The following is a 22,662-nucleotide window of genomic DNA, read 5'->3' as shown; positions in this document are numbered from 1 at the left end:
CGCTTGTAGACGCACGTAGTGTCGGCTTCGCGGGTGGTCAACTTCCGCCCGCGAAACTCTGTGGGGGAGTACTCAATGTCACCACGCGTGCGCATCCGCGTCGATGCGCTCGACAAGATCGCGAACGGCGCTGGGCTCACATCGCGCTACGCCATCGCGAAGAGGCTCGGTGTTTCGCAGTCCACCGTCGGGCGTGTGCTCGACGGGGAGCAGTTGCCGGGAAACCCGTTCATCGCGGCCACCCTTACCGCGTTTGACGTGTCGTTCGACGAGGTGTTCGAGGTCGGCGAGGTCGCCGACGAGGTCGCAGCATGAGCACCGCCGCGGTTCGACTGGGAACGTGGGCGCCCGGCTCTGCTGAATGGTTTTCCGCGCGTGCGTCCGGGCTGGGGGGCTCGGAGATCGCCGCCGTTCTGGGGTTGTCGCCTTGGGAGAGCCGTTTTTCGTTGTGGCACAAGAAGAAGGGCCTTGCAGCACCGGAGCCCGACAACGATGCCATGCGGCGGGGTCGCCTGTTTGAGGCTGTCGTCGCCGAGTGGTTCGCGGCCGAGCATCCCGAGTACCGGGTGCGTCGCACGGGCACATGGGCGAGCCGGCACCGGCCGTGGCAGGTGGCCACGCCCGACCGGCTGCTGTCCGCGGTCGCGGGCCGGGCGCTGTTGGAGATCAAGACGGCCACGGATACGGACAAGTGGGGTGAACCGGGTACCGACGAGATCCCGGTGCATTACCGCGCTCAGGTCATGTGGCAGCTAGACACGCTCGGCCTGCGCCGCGCACACGTCGCCGTGCTCACCTCGGGGTTGAACTTCCGCGAGTACGTCGTCGACTGGAACCTCGCCGAGGTTGAAGTGCTGCGCACCGCCGGCCGCGAGTTTCTCGACACCATCGAGCGCGACGAGCGACCCGACATCGACGAGCACGGGGCGACCTACCGCGTGGTGCGCGAGCTGCACCCCGATATCGACGACGTCGAGGTCGAGATCGAGCCGGCACTCGCCGAGCGCTACCGGCGGACCGTGGCCGAGCACAAGTCGGCCGAGGCAGCCAAGCAACAGGCAACGGCCGAGGTACTCGACGCGCTCGGCTCCGGTCGCCGCGCCGTGGTCGCCGGCGAGTCCATCGCAATCCGGGTGCCGGGCCGCGGTGACGCGCCCCCTTCCCTGCGCCCGTCTCCTATCCGTTCAACGCCGCAGAAGGTGAGCGCAGCAGCATGACCGGCCAGACCATTTCGACCGCCGTCGCGCAGCGCGACAGCTCTCCGACGGCCCTGGTGCGCAAGTACCGCACCGACTTTGCAACCGTGCTGCCGAGCCACATCAAGGCCGACACGTGGTTGCGGGTGGCACAGTCCGCCATCCGCGGAAACAAGCAGCTTGAGCAGGCAGCCAAGAGCAACCCCGCCTCGCTGTTGAAGGCTCTCCTTGAAGCCGCGCGCAAAGGTTTGGAACCTGGCACGGAGCAGTTCTACCTCGTGCCGCGCAAGGTCAAGGGGCGCCCCGAGGTGCTCGGCATCACCGGGTATCAGGGCGAGGTCGAACTCATGTACCGGGCCGGCGCGGTGTCGTCGGTGAAGGTCGAGGTTGTGCGCGAGCACGATCGGTTCGACTACAACCCCGGCGAGCACGACCGGCCGGTGCACGGCGTCGACTGGCGTTCGCCCCGCGGCGACCTGGTGCTCGCCTACGCCTACGCGGTGATGCGTGACGGCGCGACGAGCAAGGTCGTTGTCTTGTCCGGCGACGACATTGCCCTGATCAAGTCCAAGGCGGACGGGGCCGACTCGCAGTACTCGCCGTGGCAGTGGAACCCGGCGTCGATGTGGCTCAAGTCGGCCGCTCACCAGCTCGCGAAGTGGGTGCCGACCTCGGCCGAGTACGTGCGGCTGCCCGAGGTGCCTGTCGAGGCGTTGCCGCCGCTCGACCAGGTGCCCGACGCACCGGCGACGCCGGCCGAGGACATCGTCGACGCCGAACTCGTCGAGGAATGGCCCGACGAGCCGGCCGACGCCGAGGCCGCGGCGGGTGGTACGCGATGACCGCGACCGTCGTCAACGGGCTGGAGGTCATCGCCGATGAGCCCACCGAGGCGCCTATGCGTAGCCGTGCAGGTACGCCGGTGCTGTGGCAGCAGACGCGAACCCTGCTGTTGGAGGATGGCAGCACGACCTACGGGTGCGTGCACTGCGACTACACCTCGGCGAACGTCCGGTCGATCCGGCCGCACCTGAACAAGCACCGCACCGACAACGTGCCGGCGCGAACGAGCGTGCTCGCGCCGTTCGGCGAGCTGTCGCTCGCCGAGGTGTTTCGCCGCCTGGTCGACTTCGACGACATCACGAGCGAACTCGACGAGATGACCAGCGAGCGCGACGAGTGGAAGCAGCGGGCACAGCGCGCCGAGCGGTCCCTGTCCACCCTCCGCAACGCACTTCGGGGGGTGGCCTCGTGACCGTCGCCGAGATCGTGTCGACGGGCCGGGTGACCGTCTGCTGTGGCGCTCACTCGACCCGCGGCTGCTGCGACCCCGCGGACTGCGCGCCGTGCTGCCCGGAGTGCCCGACCTGCGCCGTGGTGCAGTCGCGCACTCCGGCGCAGCGGGCCGTCGAGGCTGTCGCGTACCGCGTGCTGCTGGCCGACCTGGTCGAGTGGGCGCGCGACATCCGCACCGCGCCGACGGGAAGGGAGGCGCCGCCGTGGTCGACCAGCTCGCCCTAGCCTTCGCCGACCGGAACGCCGGCCAAGAGGCCAACCTCGCCGCGGCGGTCGCCGTCCACCGGCGCTACCGCGAGGCCGCCGAGACCGTGCTCGCCGAACTGGTGCGCGAGGGGCACCCGTTCACCGCGGAAGACATCCGCAAGGGCATTCCCGACGACATCGAGGCGCACTCACCGAACGTGCTGCCCTCCGTCCTCGGCACGTGGGCCGCACGCCGGCTGATCGTGCCGTGCGGGGAGTACCGCAGCCGTAGGCGCTCGCGTCGCGCGAGCCGTAACCGGGTCTGGATCGGCAACACGCGCGCCTCGGCCGCGTAGCCGCCCACCACCACATACGACGAAGTCCGTCGCCACCTCGCGGCGGGCGCGGTGACGCACGCCCGCGCCCGCTGCGTTCCACCTGGGGTTTTCATGTTCACTGGCTCGACTCGCACCACCGACCACACACCGACCAACGGCGCCGGTCGCCGACTCGACGCGCTCGCCGTCGAGGCCGCGCTCAACGGGCGCCGGCCGTACCGAGCGCTGCCCGCGCCCGAGGTCGCCGAGGTGCTGCGCATCCGGCGCCGCAACGGCGACACCCTCGACCAGGTCGCCGAGCTGCTCGACGTCGACGCATCCGTGCTCGCCGAGCAGTACGCCGCGGCGGGTCCGCGATGAGCGTGCACGCGCTGCGCTGGGCCGCCGAGCAGACCGCCGGCGGTCCCATGCCGAAACTCGTTCTCGTCGTGCTCGCCGAGCACGCTAACCGTGACGGCCGCGCGACGACCTCAGTGCGCACCCTCGCCCGCGAGACCGAAGCATCCGAGCGCACGGTGCGCCGTGCCCTCGACTCGCTCGCCGACCGCCGGCTGATCGCTCGCGCTCGGCGTCAGCGTGGCTCCGGCGCCGACACATCGAACGAGTACCGCCTCGCCCTCGACAGCGACCCGCGGCCGGACGCGGTGACACCCGCCCCTGGTGGTCACAACGACAGTCCCCCGGTGTCACAGCGGCACCCCCGGACTGTCAGGGCGACAGCCCACGCGGGTGACACAGCGACAGCCCAAGGTGAACCGGAACTACAGAACCGAACTACGGAACCAAGCAGCCTCGCGCCCGCGGATGCACGCACACGGGCACACGCGCGTACCGCGCGCACGCCCGCGCGAGGCACCACCACCCCGGCCGACCTCGCGGCGAGCGCAGTACGTCCGGACGCCTACCGGCTGGTGTCCGCCTGGCGCGAGCAGACCGGCGCCCCGTACCGGCCGGCGACCATTCGCGCGCTTGCCAAGCACGCCGACGGCATCCTGCGCGACGGTGGCGACCTGGTGCCGCTGCGTGCCGCGCTCGACGAGTGGAACCGCCGAGTTGATGCTCGGCCCGGTCTGCTGCCCCACCTGTACGACGACGCGGTCAAGGCCGCTCAGCTCGCCAAGCACCCGACCGCGCGCTCGTCGACACCGCGCAGCGCGAGGGGTGACAAGGTCCGCGGCTGGTTGGCACTCGCCGAGGCGCCCGCGGCCGAGCCCGTCGAGCAGCTCGCCGTCGAGGGTGGTCACCGGTGAACCGCGGGGAGGTCGCCGCCCTGCTCGGCGCCGCTTCGGCCGTCGACGCCCGGATTCCGCAACCCGACCCGGACGTACTGACCATGTGGACAGGAATCCTCGACGACGTCCCGGCCGACGTCGCAGGTGCCGCGGTCCGTGAGCACTACCGGCACAGCAGCGAGACCGTCATGCCGGCCGACATCGTCGCGTTCTGGCGCATGATCCGACGCGAGACCGCCGAACGGCGACACGAGGCCGAACTGCGCGCCCGCCGCACCGCGCGTCAGCTCGACGACGCCGGACTGCGCGCCATCCGCGACGGAGTCACCCGCGTGACGGCCGCGCTCGCCATCACCCGCGGAGTCGACCCCGAGTACGCCGAGGCCGAAGCCGATGCCCGACGCGCCTACCTCCGCGTGCCGTGCCCGTACTGCCGCGCCCAACCCGGCACCCGATGCACCGGCCCCGGTGGCAAACCACTCACCAAGACGCCCGCGCACCCTGCCCGGCTCGACGCCGCGCTCACCACGTCATGACCACGTTGGGGGAAACCATGAACAACACCGATGAGCCGACGGTCGCGACCGGTCGCGGGCGCCGTCGCGCGCACGCGGGCGAGGCTGCTCGGCGCACCGCCTCACTACCGGTAAGTGCCGCTTATCGGGGGTCAGAAACCGGGGGTGCGAGCCCCTCGGCCGTCGACCGTTCCCGGCTCGGCGCGGCCAACCGGCGCCGCGGTGCCGAGGCCGAGCGCAAGGTCGCCGGCTGGTTGCGTGACCACGGGTTCCCCGGTGCCGAGCGCGCCGTGCGGACCGGCTTCACCACCGGCGGGCGCACGGTCGCCGACCCCGGCGACATCACCGGCACACCTGCGCTCGTGTGGCAAGTCAAGGACCAGGCGCGCGAGGCCGTCGAGGCATGGCTCGACGAGACCGAGCAGCAGCGCCTCGGCGGACCCGGCACGGTTCCGGCCGACCTCGGCCTGCTCGTCGTCCGCCGGCGCGGCAAGGCCGACGTTGGGCGCTGGTGGGTGTGGCTGCCCGCGGCGCAGCTCGTCGCCCTGGTCGCCGACGCGCGCACACCCGCAGTGTCCCGACCAGTGCGAATGGAACTCGGCGACCTGGTGCCGCTGCTGCGTGCGGCCGGCTACGGCGAGCCGCTCGGCGGGGTGGCGCAATGAGCAGCAGCAGGCGCAGAAAGGCGAACTCAGCTACAGAATTGGGGTTTTGTTCCCGAGATTGGAGCGTTGCCCCGGTTCTGTTCACGCTCGTGGCCGCCGGCGCGCTGCCGTGGTTGTTCGCCGCCCTCGGTTCTGCGCTGGATGAGGTCGCGTGATGGTCCGGCTACCCGAGTGGCGCTCGCGGGCCGGTTGCCGCGGGCGAGTTGATCTGGACTTCATCGACCCGGCGCCCGAGCAGGTCGCCGAGTGCCGGGCGCTGTGTGCCGCGTGCCCGGTGCGCGAGCAGTGCCTCGCCGAGGCGCTCGCGGGCGGGGAAGCGTGGGGGATCTGGGGAGGGCTCGACGCTGCCGAGCGGGCGCCGCTCGCCGAGCAGGACGGGCACCCGGTGCCCGCGGTGTTGCCGCCGCACGCCACGAACAGCCGCTACGCCAAGCACGGGTGCCGCTGTGCTCTCTGCCGCGAGGCGCACACTGCCTACGAGCGGGAGCGACTTCGGCGCCGCCGTGCCGGTGACCCGTGGGTGCGGCCGATTGTGCTCGCCGAGCCGATGCGCACCGGCCGCCGGTGGACCGGTGCCGGTCAGTACCTCTTGCCGCTGCCCGGTGTGCCGGCGCCCGACCAGGTCGAGACCGGTGCCGACCGCCTCGACCTGGTCGCCGTGGCAGCATGATCGGTGATCAATCAGCACCGTGATAATGACGGTTATCACTGAGTCAAAGTGCACGCCTATTTCGGGAACGGTCCGGGGTCGCGAACGTGAGCAAGGGCAGCGATTACGCGTTCAAGACCCCACTTCGCGTCAACAACAGCGGGAGGGGCGGCGCATCCGGGCCATGTCGCCATTTCTTCCCGTAGCGCGTCATGCTCTGACTCAGGCGCAAATACGACTACGATGTCGCGAGACGTGAACACGAAGTCGCCGACGTGGCGCCACTCTCGTTCCCACCAGAATTCTTTGCGCGCACCCTGAGTAGGCCCCATTTGTTCCAGGAAGGGAGTAAGCCGCAAGATCGGAGAGGCCAGCAGCGACACCGTGTCGGGGCCAGGCGCACCCGTCGGTGTCGCTGCCGCTTCGGCGTCCTTCACGAGTTGGTTTACGGGGCCGGTAAGCCAGTCGTGACCGGGCGTGATATCGAGATACCAAACGGGATTTACGCCCCGTTTCCGGGCGAACGTCTTCGTGAAGGCGATACCGTAGCCATTGAATTTTACTTGGCGGTTGTCGATTTCCTCGCACATCATCCACGCATGTTCGAGGGGGGTTTCGGTGAAACACACCGCGCGTTGCGTTGCGACGACTTCGGGAGCGTACACACGATCCTTTACCATCCCGTAAGCGGTCCGCGCCTCGATTGTATGATTTTCCAGGATTGCCGCGAGGTTCTGTCGGGCAGTCGCTCCGCCCGAGTCCTTCGTGAAGTGCACGACAAATGTCGATAGGTCCGTGCGGCGGTGCAGAAGACTCTCGATGGCGACCATGTCGCAACGCTGGCAGATTGCTTGCGCTGCCGCCACCAACCGGGGCCGGATCGTGACCACGTCCTCGGTGCCATTTCCGCTCGACGCTGGGATGCATGATCACGTGCACCGTCCCCTCGTGCAGCAACCCGACCGCCGGCGGCACGGTGTGCGGCTTGTGCCTCGGCCGGTTCCGGGCCGAGCTGGTCGAGGTCGCCGACCTGGTTGACGACCTCGACGACCAGGTCGCCCGGCTCACCCGGACCGGGCCGAGGGTCGGCTCGCGGCCGGCCGAGGTCGGACTGCCGTTCAACTTCGGTGCGGCCGAGGTGTGCGACGACCTGCGCAACACGTTGTCGACGTGGGTCCGGGAACTGTGGGAGACGCACGGGCCGCGCCGAGTAGTACCGACCGGGGAGAACGGCCCGGACGGTGAGACGCTCGTCGACGCTGTGCTCGACGACCTCGACCTCGACGACACCGTGCCGGACATGGCCGCGTGGCTGCGCCGACACCCCTCATGGGTCGAATACCACCCCGCCGGCGGTGAGCTGGTCGACGAGGTCGCCGACACCGTCGAGCGCGTGCGCCGTGCGGTCGACCTTCCCCCCGCGCGCGTGTACTGCGGACCGTGTCCGGACTGCGCCGCCGACCTCTACGCGAGGCCCGAGCGCGCCGTCGTCGCCTGCCGCGAGTGCGGCACCCGGCACGACGTCGAGGCCCTGCGCGAGAAGCTGCTCGACGCTGCCCGCGGCACCCTGGCGACCGCGGCCGAACTCGCCCGCGCGCTGCCTCGGCTGCTCGGTCGTGAGCTGTCGCCGAACACCGTCCGGACGTGGGCGCACGCCGGCAAGCTCGCCAAGCGGGCACCCGACAGCCGCGGCCGGCCGCGGTACCGGGTCGGTGACGTGATCGACCTCGCGCTCGCCTCACCGGCTCGTAATGTCACCCGAGCCGGTGCCAAGTCCCCGTAGAATGGTCATCAGCAGCGGGTGAGCTGTACCCGCATCCCGAGATCCATTCCCGTATCCCTCGATCTCGACAGCCCCGAACCCCCTCCCCCCTGGGTTCGGGGCTGTCGTCTTTCTGCGCTCGGCGAGGTGATCCTCTTGCCGCGCAACCTGATCACCGATGCCGACCGCGACCGCGTGCGCGAGCTTCACGCCGAGGGCAAGACGCGCAACGACATCGCTCGCGCGATCGGCCGCTCGCCCTCGACCGTGACCGGTATCGCGCGTTCGCTCGGCTTGTCCTTCGACCGCACCGCGACCGCCGCGGCCACGCACGCCCGACAGGTCGACAACCGCGCCCGGCGCACCGAGATCGTCGGCCGGCTCTACGGCCGCGCCGAGCGGGTGCTCGCCCGGCTGGAAGCACCGGCGTACAAGTTCACCGCGACCACCGTGCACGGCATCGAAACCAAGGTGCTCGACCACGTGCCCGCGCCGGATGAGAAGGCGCTCGCCTCGGCGACCTCGACGCACCTCGCCGCCGCGGCTCGCCTTGAGCAGGTCGACGCGGACAAGGGCAGCGAGGGCGTTAAGTCGATGCTCGGAGGGCTCGCCGCGGCGCTCGGCATCCGGGCCGCCGGTGATGACTGACCTTGAGCTGCCGCTGTCGGCGAAACAGGTCGAGTCGCTGCGGGAGTCCTCGACGCGCGTGTCGATCTGGTCGGGCGCCATCCGGTCCGGCAAGACCATCGCAAGCTTGTTGCGCTGGTTGATCTACGTCGCCAACGCGCCCCGCGGCGGGCAGCTCGTTGTCGTCGGCCGCACGCGGGACAGCGTCGCGCGCAACGTGTTCGCGCCGCTGCAAGACCCGTCCCTGTTCGGGGCGGTCGCCGAGCACGTGCACTACACCGCGGGCGCACCGACCGCCCGGATTCTTGACCGCACGGTGTACGTGCTCGGCGCCTCGGACGCCAAGGCCGAGAAGGTGCTGCGCGGTATGACCGTCGCCGGCGCCTACGTCGACGAGCTGACCGTCGTCGCCGAGGACTTCTTTACGCAGTTGCTCGGCCGCATGAGCGTTCCGGGCGCGCAGGTCTTTTGCACGACGAACCCCGATTCACCTGCGCATTGGGTGAAGCGGAAGTACCTCGACCGCCTCGGCGAGCTGCCCGACTGGCGCTCGTTCTCCTTCGTGCTCGACGACAACCCAGCCCTTGAGCAGTCCTACAAGGACAGCATTCGCCGCGAGTACACCGGCTTGTGGTTCCGCCGGTTCGTGCTCGGCGAGTGGGTCGCCGCCGAGGGCGCGGTGTTCGACATGTGGAACCCGGCCGATCACGTGGTGCCGTGGGAGCAGCTCCCCGACATGGCGCGGCTGCTCGCGGTCGGCATCGACTACGGCACCACGAACGCAACGGCGGCGCTGCTGCTCGGCGAGGGTGTCGACCGACGGCTCTACCTGGTCGACGAGTGGCGCCACGACCCGGCGCACGCACAGGTGCGCCTCACCGACTCGCAGCTTTCGGCGGGTCTGCGCGACTGGCTCGGCCGGCCGCACCTGCCGCGGGTGACCGAGCTGCGTCCGCAGTGGGTCGTCGCCGACCCCTCGGCCGCGTCCTTCCGGGTGCAGCTCCACAACGACGGGGTGACCACGGCCGCGGCCGACAACGACGTCGCGTACGGCATCCGGGTCGTGTCGAGCCTGCTCGCCGAGAAGCGGCTCAAGGTCGCCGACCGCTGTACCGGCTTCATCCGCGAGGCACCCGGCTACTCGTGGGATGACTCCGCGACCGCCAAGGGCACCGACGCCCCGGTCAAGGTCGCCGATCACAGCCTCGACGCCGGCCGCTACGCCATCACCACCACCGAAAATCTCTGGCGCGCGTCGCTCGCGCTCGCCGCCTGACCAGTGCAAAGGGGGTCGGGCAATGGGTGATCTGTGGCCGCCGGCGCCGTTCAACCGCGCCGCACAGCGAATGCGCGAGTGGGATGCCTGGTACGTCGGCAAGCCCGAGCAGCTCGCCGCGTTCTACGCCAACGGCCCCGTTGTCCACACCCGGCCGTCGCAGTACCGCGGCGGGCTGGTCGGTGCGGTGTCCCGGTTCTTCTGGGGACGGCCGACCAGTCCCCGCGGGCAGCAGCGGACCCGCTTGCACGTGCCGCTCGCCTCGGACATCGCGACCGCCTCGGCCGACCTGCTGTTCGCCGAACCGCCGCGGATCACCGTCGAGAACAGCTCGGCGCAGACCCGGCTCGACCAGATCGTGAACACGCCGGCCGTGCACTCCGCGCTCTTGGAAGCGGCCGAGGTCGCCGCCGCGCTCGGCGGGGTGTACCTGCGGGTGGTCTGGGATGCCGACGTGACCCGGCACGCGATGCTCGACACCGTCGACGCCGACGCCGCGGTGCCGGAATGGCGATGGAAGCAGCTTGCCGCGGTGACGTTCTGGCACACCGTCGAGCACTCCGACGGGGCGAGCGTGCTCCGGCACCTCGAACGCCACGAACCGGGCCGCATCGTGCACAGCCTGTACCAGGGCACCGACGACGAACTCGGCCGGCCGATCCCCCTCACCGAGCACCCCTCGACCGCGTGGGCGGCCGAGCTGGTCGACGCCGAGGGCGCGATCGAGACCGGCACCCGCCGGCTCACCGCCGGCTACGTCCCCAACATCCGGCCCTCGCGCGAGTGGCGGTCGGTCACGGCGTTGAAGCCGTTGGGGCGCAGCGACTTTGACGGGGTCGAGCCACTACTCGACGCGCTCGACGAGACGTACTCGTCATGGATGCGCGACGTTCGGCTCGCCAAGGCGCGGCTACTGGTGCCCGCGGGCTACCTGCAACCGCTCGGCCCCGGACAGGGCGCGGTGTTCGACGACGATCAAGAAGTCTTCACCGAGTTGAACATGCTCACCGGCCGCGGTGACGGCTCGCCGCCAATCACCCCGAGTCAGTTCGCGATCCGGGTGCGCGAGCACCGCGAGACCGTCGAGCAGATCACCCTCGACGTGCTGCGCGCCGCCGGCTACTCGCCGTCGACCTTCGGCGAGGTCAACGGCGCGACCGGGGTCACCGCGACCGAGGTCACCGACCGGCGCGAGATGTCGGAGACCACCCGCGACAAGAAGTCGCGGTACTGGCAGGCCACCCTCGGCCCGCTCACCGGCGCGCTGCTCGACGTCGACCGGCACGTCTTCGGCGGAACCATGCTCGGGCTCGACGAGACCCCGGTCGTGGACTTCGGCGACCAGGCCCAACCGGACCCGGCCGAACTCGCTCGGACCGCGCAAACCCTGCTCGCCGCCGAGGCTGCCTCGACCGACGTGCGGGTGCGCATGGTCCACCCGGAGTGGGACGACGACCAGGTCGACGCCGAGGTCGCGCGCATCCTCGCCGAGACCGGCCGCGCCGTGCCGGACCCGGCGACCTTCCGCGGGTTCGACCAGGGTGGAGGCGAGCGCGATGCCGTGGGAGCCACCACCGGGCAGTGAGCCGGCCGAGGTCGTCGAGCAGCTCGCCCGCGACATCCTCGCCACGTTCACCGAGGCCGAGGCACGGCTGCTCGCCGACATCGCTCGACGCGCCCGCGCCGGCCGCGAGGTGCCGGCATGGGCCGCGGAGAAGGCCGCCGCGGTGCGCGAGCTGCGCATCGCCGTCGAGCGGATGATCACCCAACTACGGGCCGAGGCAGACATCGCCGCGGCCGAGGCAGTGCTCGCCGCGTGGCAGGCAGGCAGCGGCGCCGCACTGTCCCAGCTCTACGAGGCCGGCGCGCTCGACGCCGGGCAGCTAGCCGCACTGCGCGACGTCGTGCCCGGCATGGATGCCGCGGCGTTGCTCGTCGCGGACCTGACGAGCCGGCTCGAAGCGCTGTACCTGCGGGTGCTGCGGTGGGCACAGGATGCTTACCAAGTCGCGGTAGCCGCCGCGGCGCCGTTGCAGTTGCTCGGCATCGGCACGACCCGCTCGGCGCAGCGCTCGGCGTGGGATCGGCTCGTCTCCCAAGGGGTGACGGGGTTCGTCGACCGATCCGGGCGCGCGTGGAACCTCGCGAGCTACGTCGAGATGGCCACCCGCACCGCGACCGCCCGCGCGTGGAACGAGGGACACCTCGCCCGCCTGGGCTCCCTCGGCCTGGACCTGGTCGCCGTCTCGCGCACCTCCGACGGGTGCGCGCTGTGCTCGTACTGGCAAGGGCGCATCCTCGCCCGCAACGGGTCGGCCGGCGAACACACCGTCGAGAACGAACTCACCGGCGAGCCGATGCTCGTCGAGGTCGCCGGCACCGTCGACGAGGCCCGTGCCGCCGGGTTGTTCCACCCGAACTGTCGGCACACCTTCTTGCCGTTTATCCCCGGCGTGACCAGGCTCGCCGAACCGGCCGAGCACGACCAGGTCGCCGAGGACGAACGCGAAGACCTGCGCGAGCTGGAACGCAAGGTACGGCGGGAGAAGCGCAAGCAGGCCGGCGCGCTCACCCCGGCCGACGCGCAACGCTCCGCGGCCAAGATCCGCGATCTACAGGCCGAGATCCGCGACCACGTCAAGGCGACCGGGCTCAACCGCAAGCACTACCGCGAGCAGCTCAACCTCGGGCACGGCACCATGCAGGCCGCTCGGCGCCGCCGCGAGGATCTCGCCGAACAGCTCGCCGAGGGCACCGTCGAGCAGAACCGGCTCGACGCCGTCGCCGCAGAGCAGGCACGCCGGCGGGAGGCCGAACGGCTCGCCGCCGAACAGCAGGCCGAGCGCGAGCGCGCCGAGGCCGAGCAGCGCGAGCGCGAGCAGTTCGCCGCAGGGTTGCGCGAGCTGTCCGACGAGGCGCTCGCCGACCGGCTCGGCGAGGTCGCAGACGACGAGGCGCTGCTCGACCTGGTGCTCGTCGAGCTGGACCGGCGCGACGCCGAACACCGGCGCCGTGAGGAACGGCGCGCGCGTGAGCAGGCTCGGCGCGAGCAGCGGCAGGCCGAGCAGCTCGTCGAGTACGAGCGGCTCGTCGCCGAAGGGATGGACGACGAACAGGCATGGGCGCAGGCGAGCGGCACGAGTGTTGAGGCGCTGCGCCGTACCGAGGCCATTCGGCGACTTCGGGCCGACGGCTACAAGGGCAAGGGGTTCGACGAGCTTGCCCGTGCCGCCTACCGCGACCACGTGTACGAGCAGTACATCGCCGCGGAGGATGCCACGCGCGGGCACATGCTCGCCCCGGCAGGGGAAGCGGCCGGCATCGACCCGCGCGAGTTGTTCACCGGACCGGCGAGCCGTGCCCGCAAATGGGCCTCGCCTGAGCTGCGGGAATGGTGGGATGCCAACGGTAGGATGACCTTCGACGAGTACGCCGCGTGGCTGCTCGACGACGTCGGGGGCGCCCGTGGCGCCGGGTTCCGCACAGGTGGGGAGGACTGGTTGCAGTGACCTTGTCCGACCAGGTGCGCGCCGCACTCGCCGAGGGGCGAGCAGCGGCGCAGAATCGACAACCGGCCGCAAACCCTTACCGGACAACGGGAAACCCTCCGAGCCTCGCCGAGCAGGCACTCGCGACCGCGTGGCGTGCGGGCTACCAGAGCGGCACGGCGTCGTTCCCGGTGGATTACTCCGGCTGACGCCGGCGCCCGCTGCCCGGTTTCGACGTCCCGGCCGCGCCTTGTCCGAGGCGCCGCGCGTTCCAGCCGCGCCACTCCTGTTCCCGGTTGAACGCCCATCCGTAGACGAATCCCTTGCCCTGCCGGATCTTCACATCCGGTTCCGGGCAGGGGTTGTCGGTATCGGCGTAGCGGTTGACGTACTGCGTCACCGTCCCGCCCTCGACGCCGATCCACTTGCCCACTGCCGCCGTACCGGCGTGCTCGATCGTTGCCACCTCCGCAGTCTCACCCACGACGACGGCCCGCCACGCCGAACCCCGCCGTGCGGGCGAGTCGCGCACACCGCAGGCACGCCGGCATCTCGTCGCCGTCGGTGTCGGTGACCTCGAAGGGCGCGCGCCGCGAGCAGGTGCCCCACCCGCACCGGTCCGGCCGAGGCCAACAGACCCGGCAGGCCAAGCGGCGGTAGCCGCGCGCGCCGCAGGTCGCGGGGTCGCTGTGCACCGACTCGACGACCTCGACCTCGGACTCGGGCGGACTGGGGATGAGGAATCCGAACAGCGCACCGCCGGTCGGCTCACCACCGAGCGTGACCGTGAACAGCTCGTCGCCCTGGTGGTCGTCGACGACGGGCTGCTCGGTGACCGGCCACTCAGTCGGCGCCTGGTCGACCTCGCCGAGCAGGTCGAGGGAGAACTGCCCGCGGTGCGCCGCTCGCAGACCCTCGGCGTCGTACAACGCGTTCATGTCCACCCCTAAGTGTTGTCTCTGTTGTTGACAACACTCTAGCGGTTCCCCTCAGAGTGTCGTCAACAACTTTGACAACACTCTTTGTTTTGCCTGGCCATCAGGCACAGACCACACACCCGAGCACGCTTAGGAGGGTTCTCCCATGTCCGCACCCGTGCCCAACGCGCCGGCCGATGGTGGCGCCGCGGATGCGCCACCGACCCCGGACCCGACAACGTCCGCAGGTCCGGGCGGTTCTAACAGCGGTTCTAACAGTGAGCCGAACAGCGGTTCTAACACCGGCGCCGAGCAGGGCTCGCCGACGACCTCACCGGACGTCGAGGCGCTGCGCACGGAGGTCGCCGAGTGGCGCACCAAGGCCGAGGGCGCGCAGCAGGACATCGTCGAGAAGATCGCGAAGGCGCTCGGCATCACCGCCGGCGACGAGGCGCCGACCGTCGAGCAGGTCACCGATCAGCTCACCGCGGCACAGCGTGAGGCGCGCGAGCGCGCGGTCGATCTCGCCGTGTACCGCTCCGCCGGCGCGGCCGGCGCCGACCCCGACGCGCTGCTCGACTCGGCCGGCTTCCGCAAGCGGGTCGCCGACCTCGACCCCTCGGCCGACAACTTCGCCGACAAGGTCACCGGCGCGATCACCAAGGCGCTCAAGGAAAACCCGCGGCTTGCCGCCGCATCCGCCGCGGCACCTCGCAGCGGTGGACAGATCACCGGCGGCTCGCCCTCCGGTGGCGACGACCTCGGCTCGCTCTCGGTCGAGGACTACATCAAGCGCACCAGGAAGGGGCGTAGCTGACCATGCCCAACCAGCTTCTTACCGTCGACGTGATCGCCCGCGAGGCAATCGCGACGCTCTACGAACAGACCGTCATGGCCGGACTCGTCCACCGTGACTACGAAGCGGACTTCACCGGCAACAGCGGCGATACCATCACCATTCGCAAGCCGGCTGTGTTCCAGGTGAACGAGTTCAACCGACAGACCGGCATCGTGTTGCAGGAGGCGCGCGAGGGCTCGACCACGCTCACCCTGGACAAGATTCCCGACGTGTCGTTCGCGGTCACCTCTGAGGACTGGTCGATGCGGATCACCGACTTTTCCGAGCAGTTCCTCACCCCGGCAATGGAGGCAATCAGCCAGTACGCCGACCGGCTCGTGCTCGGTCTGCGCGCAGACATCACGCAGACCGTCGAGTACGACCCGGCCAAGGTCAACGTCTCCGACGTGCTGCCGGCCGCGGGCAAGGTGCTCAACGACGCGAACGTGCCCCTTGCCGACCGGCGCGCGGTCGCCGACACCAGCCTGACGGCGTTGTTCCAGACTGACCCGCTGTTCACGCAGGCGCAGCAGGTCGGCGACGACGGAACCGCCCTGCGCGAGGCGAGCATCGGCCGCAAGCGCGGTTTCGACAACTACATGTCGCAGAACATCAAGGACGGCGTTTCCGTGGCCTTCCGCCGCGAGGCGTTCGCCCTGACAACCCGGACGCTGCCGCTGCCGCGAGGCATCGGCGCCGGACAGGGCTCGGTCGTCTCGTACAAGGGCCTCGGCCTGCGGGTCATCTACGGCTACGACATGTCCAAGAAGCAGGACGTCGTGTCGATCGACTGCCTCATGGGTGTGAAGACCCTCGATCCCAAGCGCGCCGTACTGATCAAGCGGAAGGCGGCGACCCCGTGACCGCCTACCGCAACGTGCGCACCGGTGAAGTCCACGAGCCGGAACCCGGTTCATGGATGGCCGACCGGCTCGCCGATCTCCCCGAGGTGTGGCAGCCGTTCGCCTCGACCGAGCGCGTCACCCCGGCGCGGCCGGCCAAGGGTGCGAGGAAAGCCGAGTGGGTCGACTTCGCTCTGTCCCGCGGCTACACCCGGACCGACGCCGAGTCGCTCAGCCGCGACGACCTCGCCCGGCTGTTCGACGAGGATGACGAGGGGTAGCCGATGCGGGTCTACGCCACGCCGGCCGACCTCGTCGACTACGCCGGTCCGGGCGTGGTCGACGAGGACACCCCGCGCAAGCTCGCCCGCGCCTCCGAGCGGGTCGACTCGCTGCTGCTCACCGCGGTCTACGACACCACCCCCGACGGGCTGCCCGTCGAGGCGAAGGTGCGCGACGCGCTCAAGCGCGCAACCTGCGCGGTGGTGCAGTGGTGGGGCGAGACCGGCGATGAGACCGGCGCCGGCGGCCGGTTCGTCGAGTCCCAGATCGGCACCGTTCGGCTCAAGCGCGCCGAGGCCGACACCGAGCCGGACCTCGCGCCGGCCGCGGTGCGCATCCTCGCCACCGCCGGACTGCTCTCCCACTCCCCGCACACCCCGGACCGCCAAGGGAACGCGAAGTAACTAGGTAGATCGCGTTTTCGCAGTTCAGGAACGATGCGTTTACCGATGAGTGCACCAATGCGTGCACCGATGAGTGCACCAACCAGTGAGCCAAGTGGTGAGGGGGTGAACAACCCCCATGCAGGTTCCCGCGGTCCTGCTGCCGCACATGATCACCGTGCGCCTCTACCTCGGCACCGGCCCGTACGGCGACGTCCACGGCGACCCGGTGCTCATCCGGCGCACATTCGTCGAGGACCGGCGCCGGCTCGTCCGCTCAGCCGACGGTGACGAGCTGATCAGCGAAACCACCGTGCGCACCCGGCCACACGAACACATCCCCGTGCGGTCCCTCGTGACCGTCTGGCCCGGCACCCCGCACGAACGCACCGGCCGCGTCCTGACCTCGAACCTATTCGACCACCCGTCGAGCTGGTCACACCGCGAGGTCGCACTCACCTAGCCGAAACGGGGGTGCGCCATGGCGTTCGAGGTTCGCGGCAACGGCGGGGTTCGCGTCGAGTGGAACGGCAAGCAGGTCGGCGACGCAGCACACGCCGGCGCCGTTCGCGGGCTCGCGCTCGGCGCCGAGCACGTGCGCGCGGTGTCGGTCGACCGGGCGCCGCTGGACACCGCGGCCCTGCGCAACAGCGCGACCGCGAGCCATGACGCCGACTCCCTCACCGCGGCCGTGTCCTACGACACCCCTTATGCCGCACGGCAACACGAAGAACTGACCTGGCATCACCGCGAGGGCGGGCCGAAGTACCTCGAAAGCGCCCTCGCATCCGAGCGCGAGGTCGTCGCCCGGCTCATTCAGGCGCAGATCCGGAAGGCGCTCGGGTCGTGAGCTGGACAGCGACCCTCGCGCATGGGCTCGCCGAGTATCTCGCCGCGGCCGGCATCGCCACCTACCGCCCGAGCGGGATCTACCGCGACGACGAGGTCGGCATCGTCATCGGCGCCGTGCCCGCCTCGCCGCCGCGGGTCCTGGTGCTGACTCCGTATCCGCTCGTCGACGACGTCGACCAGGCCGACAGCGTGCTCGGCCTCCAGGTCCGGGCGCGCAGTGCAACCGCGGACCCGCGCGAGGCGCTCGACCTGGTCGACGCGGTGTTCGACGCGCTGCACGGCGCGACGCACCTCGACCTCGCCGGCGCCCTGGTGCACCTCGCGCAGCGCACCGCCTCGCTCCCGATGGGCCGTGACCAGTCCGGCCGCTTCGAGCACGCCGACACCTACCAGCTCACCGCGCACCGACCCACCCGACACCGCACGTAAGGAGTAGCCGACATGGCGCTGCGGTCCCTGCTCGCCAAAGACTGGGCATTGGAGGTCGACACCCGCGCCCCCAGTGCCACCGAACCCCAGTGGACACGGGTCAACGGGTTGACCTCGTTCAGCGAGACCACCGACGACAACACCGAAGACGACGGCGATTTCGACTCCGACGGTTGGGGTTCGACCGTCGTCACACAGCGCACGTGGTCGATTGAGGCCGAGGGCAAGCGGAAACGCACCGACGCCGCGACGTTCACCCCCGACCCCGGACAGGAAGCCATCCGCAAAGCCGGCCGCGTGGTCGGGTTCGCTGCGAACATCTCGGTTCGCTGGTACCGGCGCGACGGCTCGCCGGACGCATACCAAGGCACAGCAACGGTTTCTGGGTTCACCAAGGGTGGCGCGGTCACTGACTTGGAGCCGTTCAACTTCACCCTGAACGGGCAGGGGTCACCGAAGGAAATCCCCAACCCCGCAACGCAAACCGGGGTTTCTGGCGTACTGGGCGCCGAGGCCGTCGAGGCCGGATGATGACCGGGCCACGTATCTTGAGTTTGGGCGCTGGTGTTCAGTCATCAACGCTCTTGCTGCTCTCCGCGGAGCGACGGATTCCTCGGTATGACGTCGCTGTGTTCGCAGATACAGGGTGGGAGCCGCAGGCCGTCTACGAACACTTGGACCGGATCGAGCGCGAAGTCGCTCAGCCCGCGGGTATCCCGATCAAGCGCGTGAGCGTAGGGAACATCCGCGACGACGCGCTCGACCCGGCGCACCGGTTTGCGTCCATGCCGCTGTTCGTTCGCAAGCCAGACGGCCGGCGAGGTATGGCACGTAGACAATGCACTGCGGAGTACAAAATCCGGCCGATCCGCGAGGCTGTGCGGCTGTTCCTCGGAGCGACGCTCAAGGCAAACGGGCGACCAGGCAGGCCGCCGCGAGGTAGCGCGGTCACGCAGTCCATCGGGATCAGCCGCGACGAGATCATGCGTGCCAAGGATTCGCAGGTTTCCTACAGCCGGCATGACTTCCCGCTGCTCGACCTAACCGGCGCTGCCGACGGTCGACCTGGTTGGAAGCGCTCGGACTGCGTTCGCTACCTGCGGACCCGCGGGTTCGGGAAGACCCCAAAATCGGCGTGCGTTGGCTGTCCCTTCCGTAACAACGCCGGATGGCGCCGCCTGCGAGACACCGACCCACGCGGTTGGGCCGATGCCGTCGCATTTGATCGCGCGATCAGGCACGGCTCGGTCCGCGCCAACACGACCGGCGCGTCACTACGCGGTGAGTTCTACCTGCATTCGTCCTGTGTGCCGCTCGACGAGGCGCCTATCGACCGTGTGACCCGTCACGAGTGGGCATCGCGGCAAACCGATTTGTTCGACGCCATCGCCGATACCGAGGCCGGCGTCGACGACGAGATCGGTTGCTCGCCGTTCACCTGCCGGACCGATCTGTACGAGGAGATTTCCTAGTGGCCTTTCGTGACCTATCCGAGGTACTCGACGCCGGTCTGTCGTTGCCGTACAAGGGAAAGACCTACGACGTAGCACCCGTGGACGCCGAGACCGGTCTGCGGTTGCAGCGACTCGCCGAGGTCGCCGCGCACGCGGCCAAGGCGGCGGAGTCCGGCGAGCCGCTCGACGAGATCGCGCTCGACGACGCCGAAGAGGTCGACCTCTACCGCGACGCGCTCGGCGCTACCTACGACGAGATGCTCGCCGACCGGGTGCCGTGGCCGGTGCTCAAGGTCGCCGGCGTCACCGCGTGGCTCGACGCCGCGGTGTCCCGCGAGGCTGCCGAGGCGTATTGGAACGCGGCCGGCTCCCCGGAAGCCTCAGCCGGGAATCGGGAGACGCGACGAGCGGCGGACCGATCGACCCGGCGACAGGGCTCCGCGAGTGGTACGAGCCGCACCCGCAAGGCGCCGGCGAAGACGGCCACACGTGGGCGCAGCTCCTCGACCACTGGGCGTTGATCGAGGCTGACCTGCACTCCGTCTACGGCGTCGACGTCGAGTCGGGCATCTTGCGCGCCCGCTCGTGGCGCTGGTTGCGCGTCCGCGTGGTGGGGCTGCTCTCGTGCGAATCCCGCCTAGCTCGCGCGCTCTCCCCGGCGAAGTCCTCGCCGAGTCGATGAACCGCTGACCAGTCCGCAGGGGGTGACCCCGTGGCACTGACGATCGGCGAGCTTGTCGGCTACCTCTCGGTTGACAACTCCGGATGGCGTCGAGGACTCGCGCAGGGACGCAAGGAACTTGACGGGTTCAGCCGCGACGCCAACGGCCGGTTGCGGGATGTCCGCGGCCGGTTCGTCGCCGAGGGTGATGCCTCGGGCAAGGGATTCGCTCGTGGTCTGAGCGGCGGCATTGGCTCGATCTTCGGCGTTGTCAGCGGGGTAACCGGTGTGGTCGCCGCCCTGGTGACCAACGTCGCGGGCGCGACGCTGCGCCTTGGGGTGATGGCGGGGGCGGCCAGTCTCGCCGGCTCCGGGTTGTCGGCGCTCGCCGGTGGTGCGGCAACTGCCTCGGGCTCGCTGCTGCTGCTTCCGGCCGCCATCACCGCGGGTGCGGCGGCAATGGTCACGCTCAAGGTCGGCATGTCCGGCTTCGGCGAGGCCATGTCGTCGATGGACGACCCGAAGAAGTTCGCCGAGTCCTTGAAGAAGCTCGCGCCAAGTGCCCGTGAGACCGCGGTCGCCGTGCGCGGGCTGTCGCCGGCGTGGCGCGAGGTTCAGCGGTCGGTACAGCAAGAGCTGTTCGCCGAGATGGGCTCGGTTGTCCGACAGCTTGGCGGGTCGTATCTGCCGATCCTGCGCGAGGGCATGACCGGCGTTGCCTCGTCCTTCGGCGTGGCCGCAGGCAGTGCCGCGGGGTTCCTGCGCGAGGCGCAGACGATGAACGACACGCGGACGATCTTCGCCTCGACCGAGACCGTCGTCGCCGACCTCGCCAACGCCACCGGCCCGTTGCTCTCGGTCTTCCGCGACGTCGCCGCGGTGGGTGCGGAGATGCTGCCCGGCTTGTCCGCCGGCGCGGGCGACGCTGCGCAGCGGTTCGCCGATTTCATCAGTACCGCGAGGCAAACCGGTCAGCTCGCCGAGTGGATCAGCAACGGCATGTCGGCCGTCGGTGATCTTGCTCGGCTGCTGGGCAACGTGGGCGGCATCATCGCGGCCGTCTTCTCCGCGGCTCAGGGCTCGGGTGTCTCGACGCTGTCGGTGCTCGTACAGGCCACCGGCGCCGCGCGCGACTTCCTGCGCTCGGCCGAGGGAATGCACGCCCTGTCGCAGATTTTCGGCGGCATCGCCGCGGCCGGCTCTGGGCTGCGCCCGGTGCTGTTCGAGCTGGGCCAAGCCTTCACGAACTCGATCGCGCCGGCGGTGGCCGAGATCGGTCCCGTGATCGGTGAGGCCGTCGCGTCCCTGGCTCGGGCGGGCGGTCCGCTCGGGCAGGTGCTCGCGGCGGTGGCGCCGTTGGCGGCCTTTCTGGCGCGGGTGCTCGCCGAGCAGCTCGCCGGCGCGATCGAACGCCTTGCCCCCTACGTGGTTCGGCTCGCCGACTACCTCGCCGCCAACCCGGCTCTGTTGACCGGCATCGCGACCGCGGCCGGTGTGGCTGCTGTCGCCTTCGGTCCGCTCTCGGGCGTGCTCGCCGGTCTCGGGTCGGTTCTGGGAGTGGTCGGGCGGTTCGTCGGCCCGCTACTGAATCTGGTTGGTGGTGTCGGCGGGCTCGGCCGTGCGTTGTCGTTCCTGACCGGTCCCGTCGGCATCGTGCTCGGTCTGCTCACCGCGCTTTACGCCGGTAACGAGCAGTTCCGCAATGCGGTAAACAGTTTGCTTGGCGTTCTCGGCGGTTTAGTTGGCCAGATCGTGAGCGCTTTATCGCCCGCCCTTAGCGCGATAGCCGGTGTTTTTTCGACGATCGCCAGTGCAGCGGCACCCCTGATTGAAAAACTGGCCGTCGGACTTGTTCCGATCATTCAGAAAGCGGCCGAAATTCTGTCGCTCGTAGTGACTGCCGCTTCGCCGCTGATCGAACTTCTCGGAAATTTGCTCGCCGGTGCGATCGGTTTTGTCGGCGAGCGGCTGGCTGGACTCGTGAGCAGTTTTGAGCCACTGATCAGCATTATTACGTCGGTCGCGCTACCTATCCTCGATTCGCTGCTCGGCACGGTGATTTCCGTTTTCCAAAACGGAATTGTGCCGATCATCCAGGGCGCGGTTTCGGTCGTGTCGGGCATTATCGAAACGGCGATGGCGCTGATCAAGGGCGATTGGTCGGGCGCCTGGGAGGGCATCAAGAAAATCGCATCGGGTGCCCTTGAAATGCTCAAGGGTGCCGTGCGCGGCGGAATTGATCTTGTCGTCGGAATTTTCCGCGATTTGCCGAGCGTGCTGCTCGGATTGCTGCGCGATGCCGGAAGCTGGCTGCTTGAAACCGGCAAGAATATCGTTCAGGGTTTGATCAACGGGATTGGCGCCGTTGGCGGCTGGATCAAAGAAAAGATCATGGGATTTGTCAAGGGAGCCTGGGAGGGCGTAAAGAGTTTCTTCGGAATCAATTCGCCGTCGCGCCTGATGATGGGTGCGGGCGTGAACATCGGCGAGGGTTTGATCATAGGTGTTGACAAGATGTCGAGCAAGTTCAATCGGGCATTCTTGGATATGGCGTCCCCTCCGCCGATTCCGCCGGCGGTCATTCCTGCCCCGCGCATAGCCGCGCCGGCGGGAGTGGACTTCGTGTGCAACCTCGCGCCGTTCGAGGCTCGCCGCGGTGCGGCCGGCGGTGGCCCGGTGGTCCACGTGACCAACCACTACCCGCAGGCCGAACCGACCTCGACCACGGTCAACCGCGGGTTGCAGTACGCCGGCGCGCTCGGGTGGGGGTGATC

The 22,662-nt window shown here is 69.6% G+C and carries 32 protein-coding genes; 29 read left to right on the top strand and 3 right to left on the bottom strand.

Going from position 1 to position 22,662, the window contains the following annotated elements; genetic code table 11:
* Positions 1–87 precede the first annotated feature (87 nt).
* The 11 genes from NLX83_RS10915 (at position 88) to NLX83_RS10865 (ending at position 6,098) form a co-directional block, all read left to right on the top strand.
* Positions 88–315, top strand: coding sequence for a helix-turn-helix domain-containing protein (locus NLX83_RS10915; RefSeq protein ID WP_254234716.1), 228 nt, complete (start codon positions 88–90; stop codon positions 313–315).
* Positions 312–1,217, top strand: coding sequence for a YqaJ viral recombinase family nuclease (locus NLX83_RS10910; protein WP_254234715.1), 906 nt, complete (start codon positions 312–314; stop codon positions 1,215–1,217). Before NLX83_RS10915 ends, NLX83_RS10910 begins: the two co-directional genes overlap by 4 nt.
* Positions 1,214–2,038, top strand: a complete 825-nt coding sequence (locus NLX83_RS10905) for a recombinase RecT (protein WP_254234714.1) — start codon at positions 1,214–1,216, stop codon at positions 2,036–2,038. The genes NLX83_RS10910 and NLX83_RS10905 overlap by 4 nt, the downstream gene beginning before the upstream one ends.
* The gene (locus NLX83_RS10900) at positions 2,035–2,451 is read left to right on the top strand and encodes a hypothetical protein (RefSeq protein ID WP_254234713.1); all 417 of its coding nucleotides are present in this window, start codon (positions 2,035–2,037) and stop codon (positions 2,449–2,451) included. The genes NLX83_RS10905 and NLX83_RS10900 overlap by 4 nt, the downstream gene beginning before the upstream one ends.
* Complete coding sequence (locus NLX83_RS10895) at positions 2,448–2,717, top strand: hypothetical protein (RefSeq protein ID WP_254234712.1); 270 nt, start codon at positions 2,448–2,450, stop codon at positions 2,715–2,717. The genes NLX83_RS10900 and NLX83_RS10895 overlap by 4 nt, the downstream gene beginning before the upstream one ends.
* Positions 2,696–3,034, top strand: a complete 339-nt coding sequence (locus NLX83_RS10890; protein WP_254234711.1) for a hypothetical protein — start codon at positions 2,696–2,698, stop codon at positions 3,032–3,034. Before NLX83_RS10895 ends, NLX83_RS10890 begins: the two co-directional genes overlap by 22 nt.
* A 93-nt stretch (positions 3,035–3,127) precedes the next feature.
* Positions 3,128–3,376 (top strand): hypothetical protein, encoded by a 249-nt coding sequence (locus tag NLX83_RS10885; RefSeq protein ID WP_254234710.1) that lies wholly within the window; start codon positions 3,128–3,130, stop codon positions 3,374–3,376.
* Entirely contained in the window at positions 3,373–4,266 is an 894-nt protein-coding gene (locus NLX83_RS10880) for a helix-turn-helix domain-containing protein (RefSeq protein WP_254234709.1), read from the top strand. Before NLX83_RS10885 ends, NLX83_RS10880 begins: the two co-directional genes overlap by 4 nt.
* Positions 4,263–4,784 carry a zinc finger domain-containing protein gene (locus NLX83_RS10875; RefSeq protein WP_254234708.1) on the top strand — a complete coding sequence of 174 codons (522 nt, stop codon included), beginning with the start codon at positions 4,263–4,265 and terminating at the stop codon, positions 4,782–4,784. Before NLX83_RS10880 ends, NLX83_RS10875 begins: the two co-directional genes overlap by 4 nt.
* Before the next feature lie 17 nt (positions 4,785–4,801).
* Complete coding sequence (locus NLX83_RS10870; RefSeq protein WP_254234707.1) at positions 4,802–5,428, top strand: hypothetical protein; 627 nt, start codon at positions 4,802–4,804, stop codon at positions 5,426–5,428.
* Between the two features lie 154 nt (positions 5,429–5,582).
* Positions 5,583–6,098 (top strand): WhiB family transcriptional regulator, encoded by a 516-nt coding sequence (locus NLX83_RS10865; RefSeq protein WP_254234706.1) that lies wholly within the window; start codon positions 5,583–5,585, stop codon positions 6,096–6,098.
* 56 nt (positions 6,099–6,154) lie between these two features.
* Here the strand turns inward: NLX83_RS10865 and NLX83_RS10860 are convergent, their stop codons facing one another.
* The gene (locus NLX83_RS10860; protein WP_254234705.1) at positions 6,155–6,907 is read right to left on the bottom strand and encodes an abortive infection system antitoxin AbiGi family protein; all 753 of its coding nucleotides are present in this window, start codon (positions 6,905–6,907) and stop codon (positions 6,155–6,157) included.
* A 95-nt stretch (positions 6,908–7,002) separates the two neighbouring features.
* On the opposite strand from NLX83_RS10860, the gene NLX83_RS10855 reads away from it, so the two are divergent.
* The 6 genes from NLX83_RS10855 to NLX83_RS10830 all read left to right on the top strand — a co-directional run bounded on the left by NLX83_RS10855 (position 7,003) and on the right by NLX83_RS10830 (position 13,439).
* Complete coding sequence (locus NLX83_RS10855) at positions 7,003–7,860, top strand: hypothetical protein (RefSeq protein ID WP_254234704.1); 858 nt, start codon at positions 7,003–7,005, stop codon at positions 7,858–7,860.
* Positions 7,861–7,986: 126 nt separating this feature from the next.
* Positions 7,987–8,487, top strand: a complete 501-nt coding sequence (locus NLX83_RS10850; protein WP_254234703.1) for a helix-turn-helix domain-containing protein — start codon at positions 7,987–7,989, stop codon at positions 8,485–8,487.
* The gene (locus NLX83_RS10845; protein ID WP_254234702.1) at positions 8,480–9,742 is read left to right on the top strand and encodes a PBSX family phage terminase large subunit; all 1,263 of its coding nucleotides are present in this window, start codon (positions 8,480–8,482) and stop codon (positions 9,740–9,742) included. Before NLX83_RS10850 ends, NLX83_RS10845 begins: the two co-directional genes overlap by 8 nt.
* Before the next feature lie 22 nt (positions 9,743–9,764).
* Positions 9,765–11,327 carry a phage portal protein gene (locus NLX83_RS10840; RefSeq protein WP_254234701.1) on the top strand — a complete coding sequence of 521 codons (1,563 nt, stop codon included), beginning with the start codon at positions 9,765–9,767 and terminating at the stop codon, positions 11,325–11,327.
* Entirely contained in the window at positions 11,299–13,251 is a 1,953-nt protein-coding gene (locus NLX83_RS10835; protein ID WP_254234700.1) for a phage minor capsid protein, read from the top strand. Before NLX83_RS10840 ends, NLX83_RS10835 begins: the two co-directional genes overlap by 29 nt.
* A complete protein-coding gene (locus tag NLX83_RS10830) occupies positions 13,248–13,439 on the top strand; it encodes a hypothetical protein (protein ID WP_254234699.1) in 192 nt (63 codons plus the stop codon). Before NLX83_RS10835 ends, NLX83_RS10830 begins: the two co-directional genes overlap by 4 nt.
* Here NLX83_RS10830 and NLX83_RS10825 read toward each other — a convergent pair.
* A complete protein-coding gene (locus NLX83_RS10825) occupies positions 13,427–13,696 on the bottom strand; it encodes a hypothetical protein (RefSeq protein WP_254234698.1) in 270 nt (89 codons plus the stop codon). The genes NLX83_RS10830 and NLX83_RS10825 overlap by 13 nt on opposite strands.
* Before the next feature lie 10 nt (positions 13,697–13,706).
* On the bottom strand, positions 13,707–14,168 hold the full coding sequence (locus tag NLX83_RS10820; protein ID WP_254234697.1) for a hypothetical protein: 462 nt from the start codon (positions 14,166–14,168) through the stop codon (positions 13,707–13,709).
* A 145-nt stretch (positions 14,169–14,313) separates the two neighbouring features.
* Here NLX83_RS10820 and NLX83_RS10815 point away from each other — a divergent pair, with 145 nt between their 5' ends.
* The 12 genes from NLX83_RS10815 (at position 14,314) to NLX83_RS10760 (ending at position 22,660) form a co-directional block, all read left to right on the top strand.
* Positions 14,314–14,964, top strand: coding sequence for a hypothetical protein (locus NLX83_RS10815; protein ID WP_254234696.1), 651 nt, complete (start codon positions 14,314–14,316; stop codon positions 14,962–14,964).
* A gap of 2 nt (positions 14,965–14,966) precedes the next feature.
* Positions 14,967–15,848: a P22 phage major capsid protein family protein gene (locus NLX83_RS10810; protein ID WP_254234695.1), complete on the top strand. Its 882-nt coding sequence runs from the start codon at positions 14,967–14,969 to the stop codon at positions 15,846–15,848.
* Positions 15,845–16,108: a hypothetical protein gene (locus NLX83_RS10805; RefSeq protein ID WP_254234694.1), complete on the top strand. Its 264-nt coding sequence runs from the start codon at positions 15,845–15,847 to the stop codon at positions 16,106–16,108. Before NLX83_RS10810 ends, NLX83_RS10805 begins: the two co-directional genes overlap by 4 nt.
* Positions 16,109–16,111: 3 nt before the next feature.
* Positions 16,112–16,513, top strand: coding sequence for a hypothetical protein (locus NLX83_RS10800; protein WP_254234693.1), 402 nt, complete (start codon positions 16,112–16,114; stop codon positions 16,511–16,513).
* 118 nt (positions 16,514–16,631) lie between these two features.
* Positions 16,632–16,955: a hypothetical protein gene (locus tag NLX83_RS10795; protein WP_254234692.1), complete on the top strand. Its 324-nt coding sequence runs from the start codon at positions 16,632–16,634 to the stop codon at positions 16,953–16,955.
* An 18-nt stretch (positions 16,956–16,973) separates the two neighbouring features.
* Positions 16,974–17,342 (top strand): hypothetical protein, encoded by a 369-nt coding sequence (locus NLX83_RS10790; RefSeq protein WP_254234691.1) that lies wholly within the window; start codon positions 16,974–16,976, stop codon positions 17,340–17,342.
* Complete coding sequence (locus NLX83_RS10785) at positions 17,339–17,773, top strand: minor capsid protein (protein ID WP_254234690.1); 435 nt, start codon at positions 17,339–17,341, stop codon at positions 17,771–17,773. Before NLX83_RS10790 ends, NLX83_RS10785 begins: the two co-directional genes overlap by 4 nt.
* 12 nt (positions 17,774–17,785) lie before the next feature.
* The gene (locus NLX83_RS10780) at positions 17,786–18,304 is read left to right on the top strand and encodes a phage tail tube protein (RefSeq protein ID WP_254234689.1); all 519 of its coding nucleotides are present in this window, start codon (positions 17,786–17,788) and stop codon (positions 18,302–18,304) included.
* Between the two features lie 143 nt (positions 18,305–18,447).
* Entirely contained in the window at positions 18,448–19,245 is a 798-nt protein-coding gene (locus tag NLX83_RS10775; protein ID WP_254234688.1) for a hypothetical protein, read from the top strand.
* Complete coding sequence (locus tag NLX83_RS10770) at positions 19,245–19,748, top strand: DUF7426 family protein (protein WP_254234687.1); 504 nt, start codon at positions 19,245–19,247, stop codon at positions 19,746–19,748. Before NLX83_RS10775 ends, NLX83_RS10770 begins: the two co-directional genes overlap by 1 nt.
* Positions 19,745–19,909, top strand: a complete 165-nt coding sequence (locus NLX83_RS10765) for a hypothetical protein (RefSeq protein ID WP_254234686.1) — start codon at positions 19,745–19,747, stop codon at positions 19,907–19,909. Before NLX83_RS10770 ends, NLX83_RS10765 begins: the two co-directional genes overlap by 4 nt.
* Positions 19,910–19,939: 30 nt before the next feature.
* Positions 19,940–22,660, top strand: a complete 2,721-nt coding sequence (locus tag NLX83_RS10760; protein ID WP_254234685.1) for a phage tail protein — start codon at positions 19,940–19,942, stop codon at positions 22,658–22,660.
* The last annotated feature ends 2 nt before the right edge of the window (positions 22,661–22,662 follow it).

The organism is Allokutzneria sp. A3M-2-11 16 (assembly GCF_024213555.1).
In the GTDB taxonomy this organism is placed as follows: Bacteria; Actinomycetota; Actinomycetes; order Mycobacteriales; family Pseudonocardiaceae; genus Allokutzneria.
The sequence above is the reverse complement of the archived record's forward strand: the minus strand, read 5'-3'. Positions and strand labels throughout refer to the sequence as shown.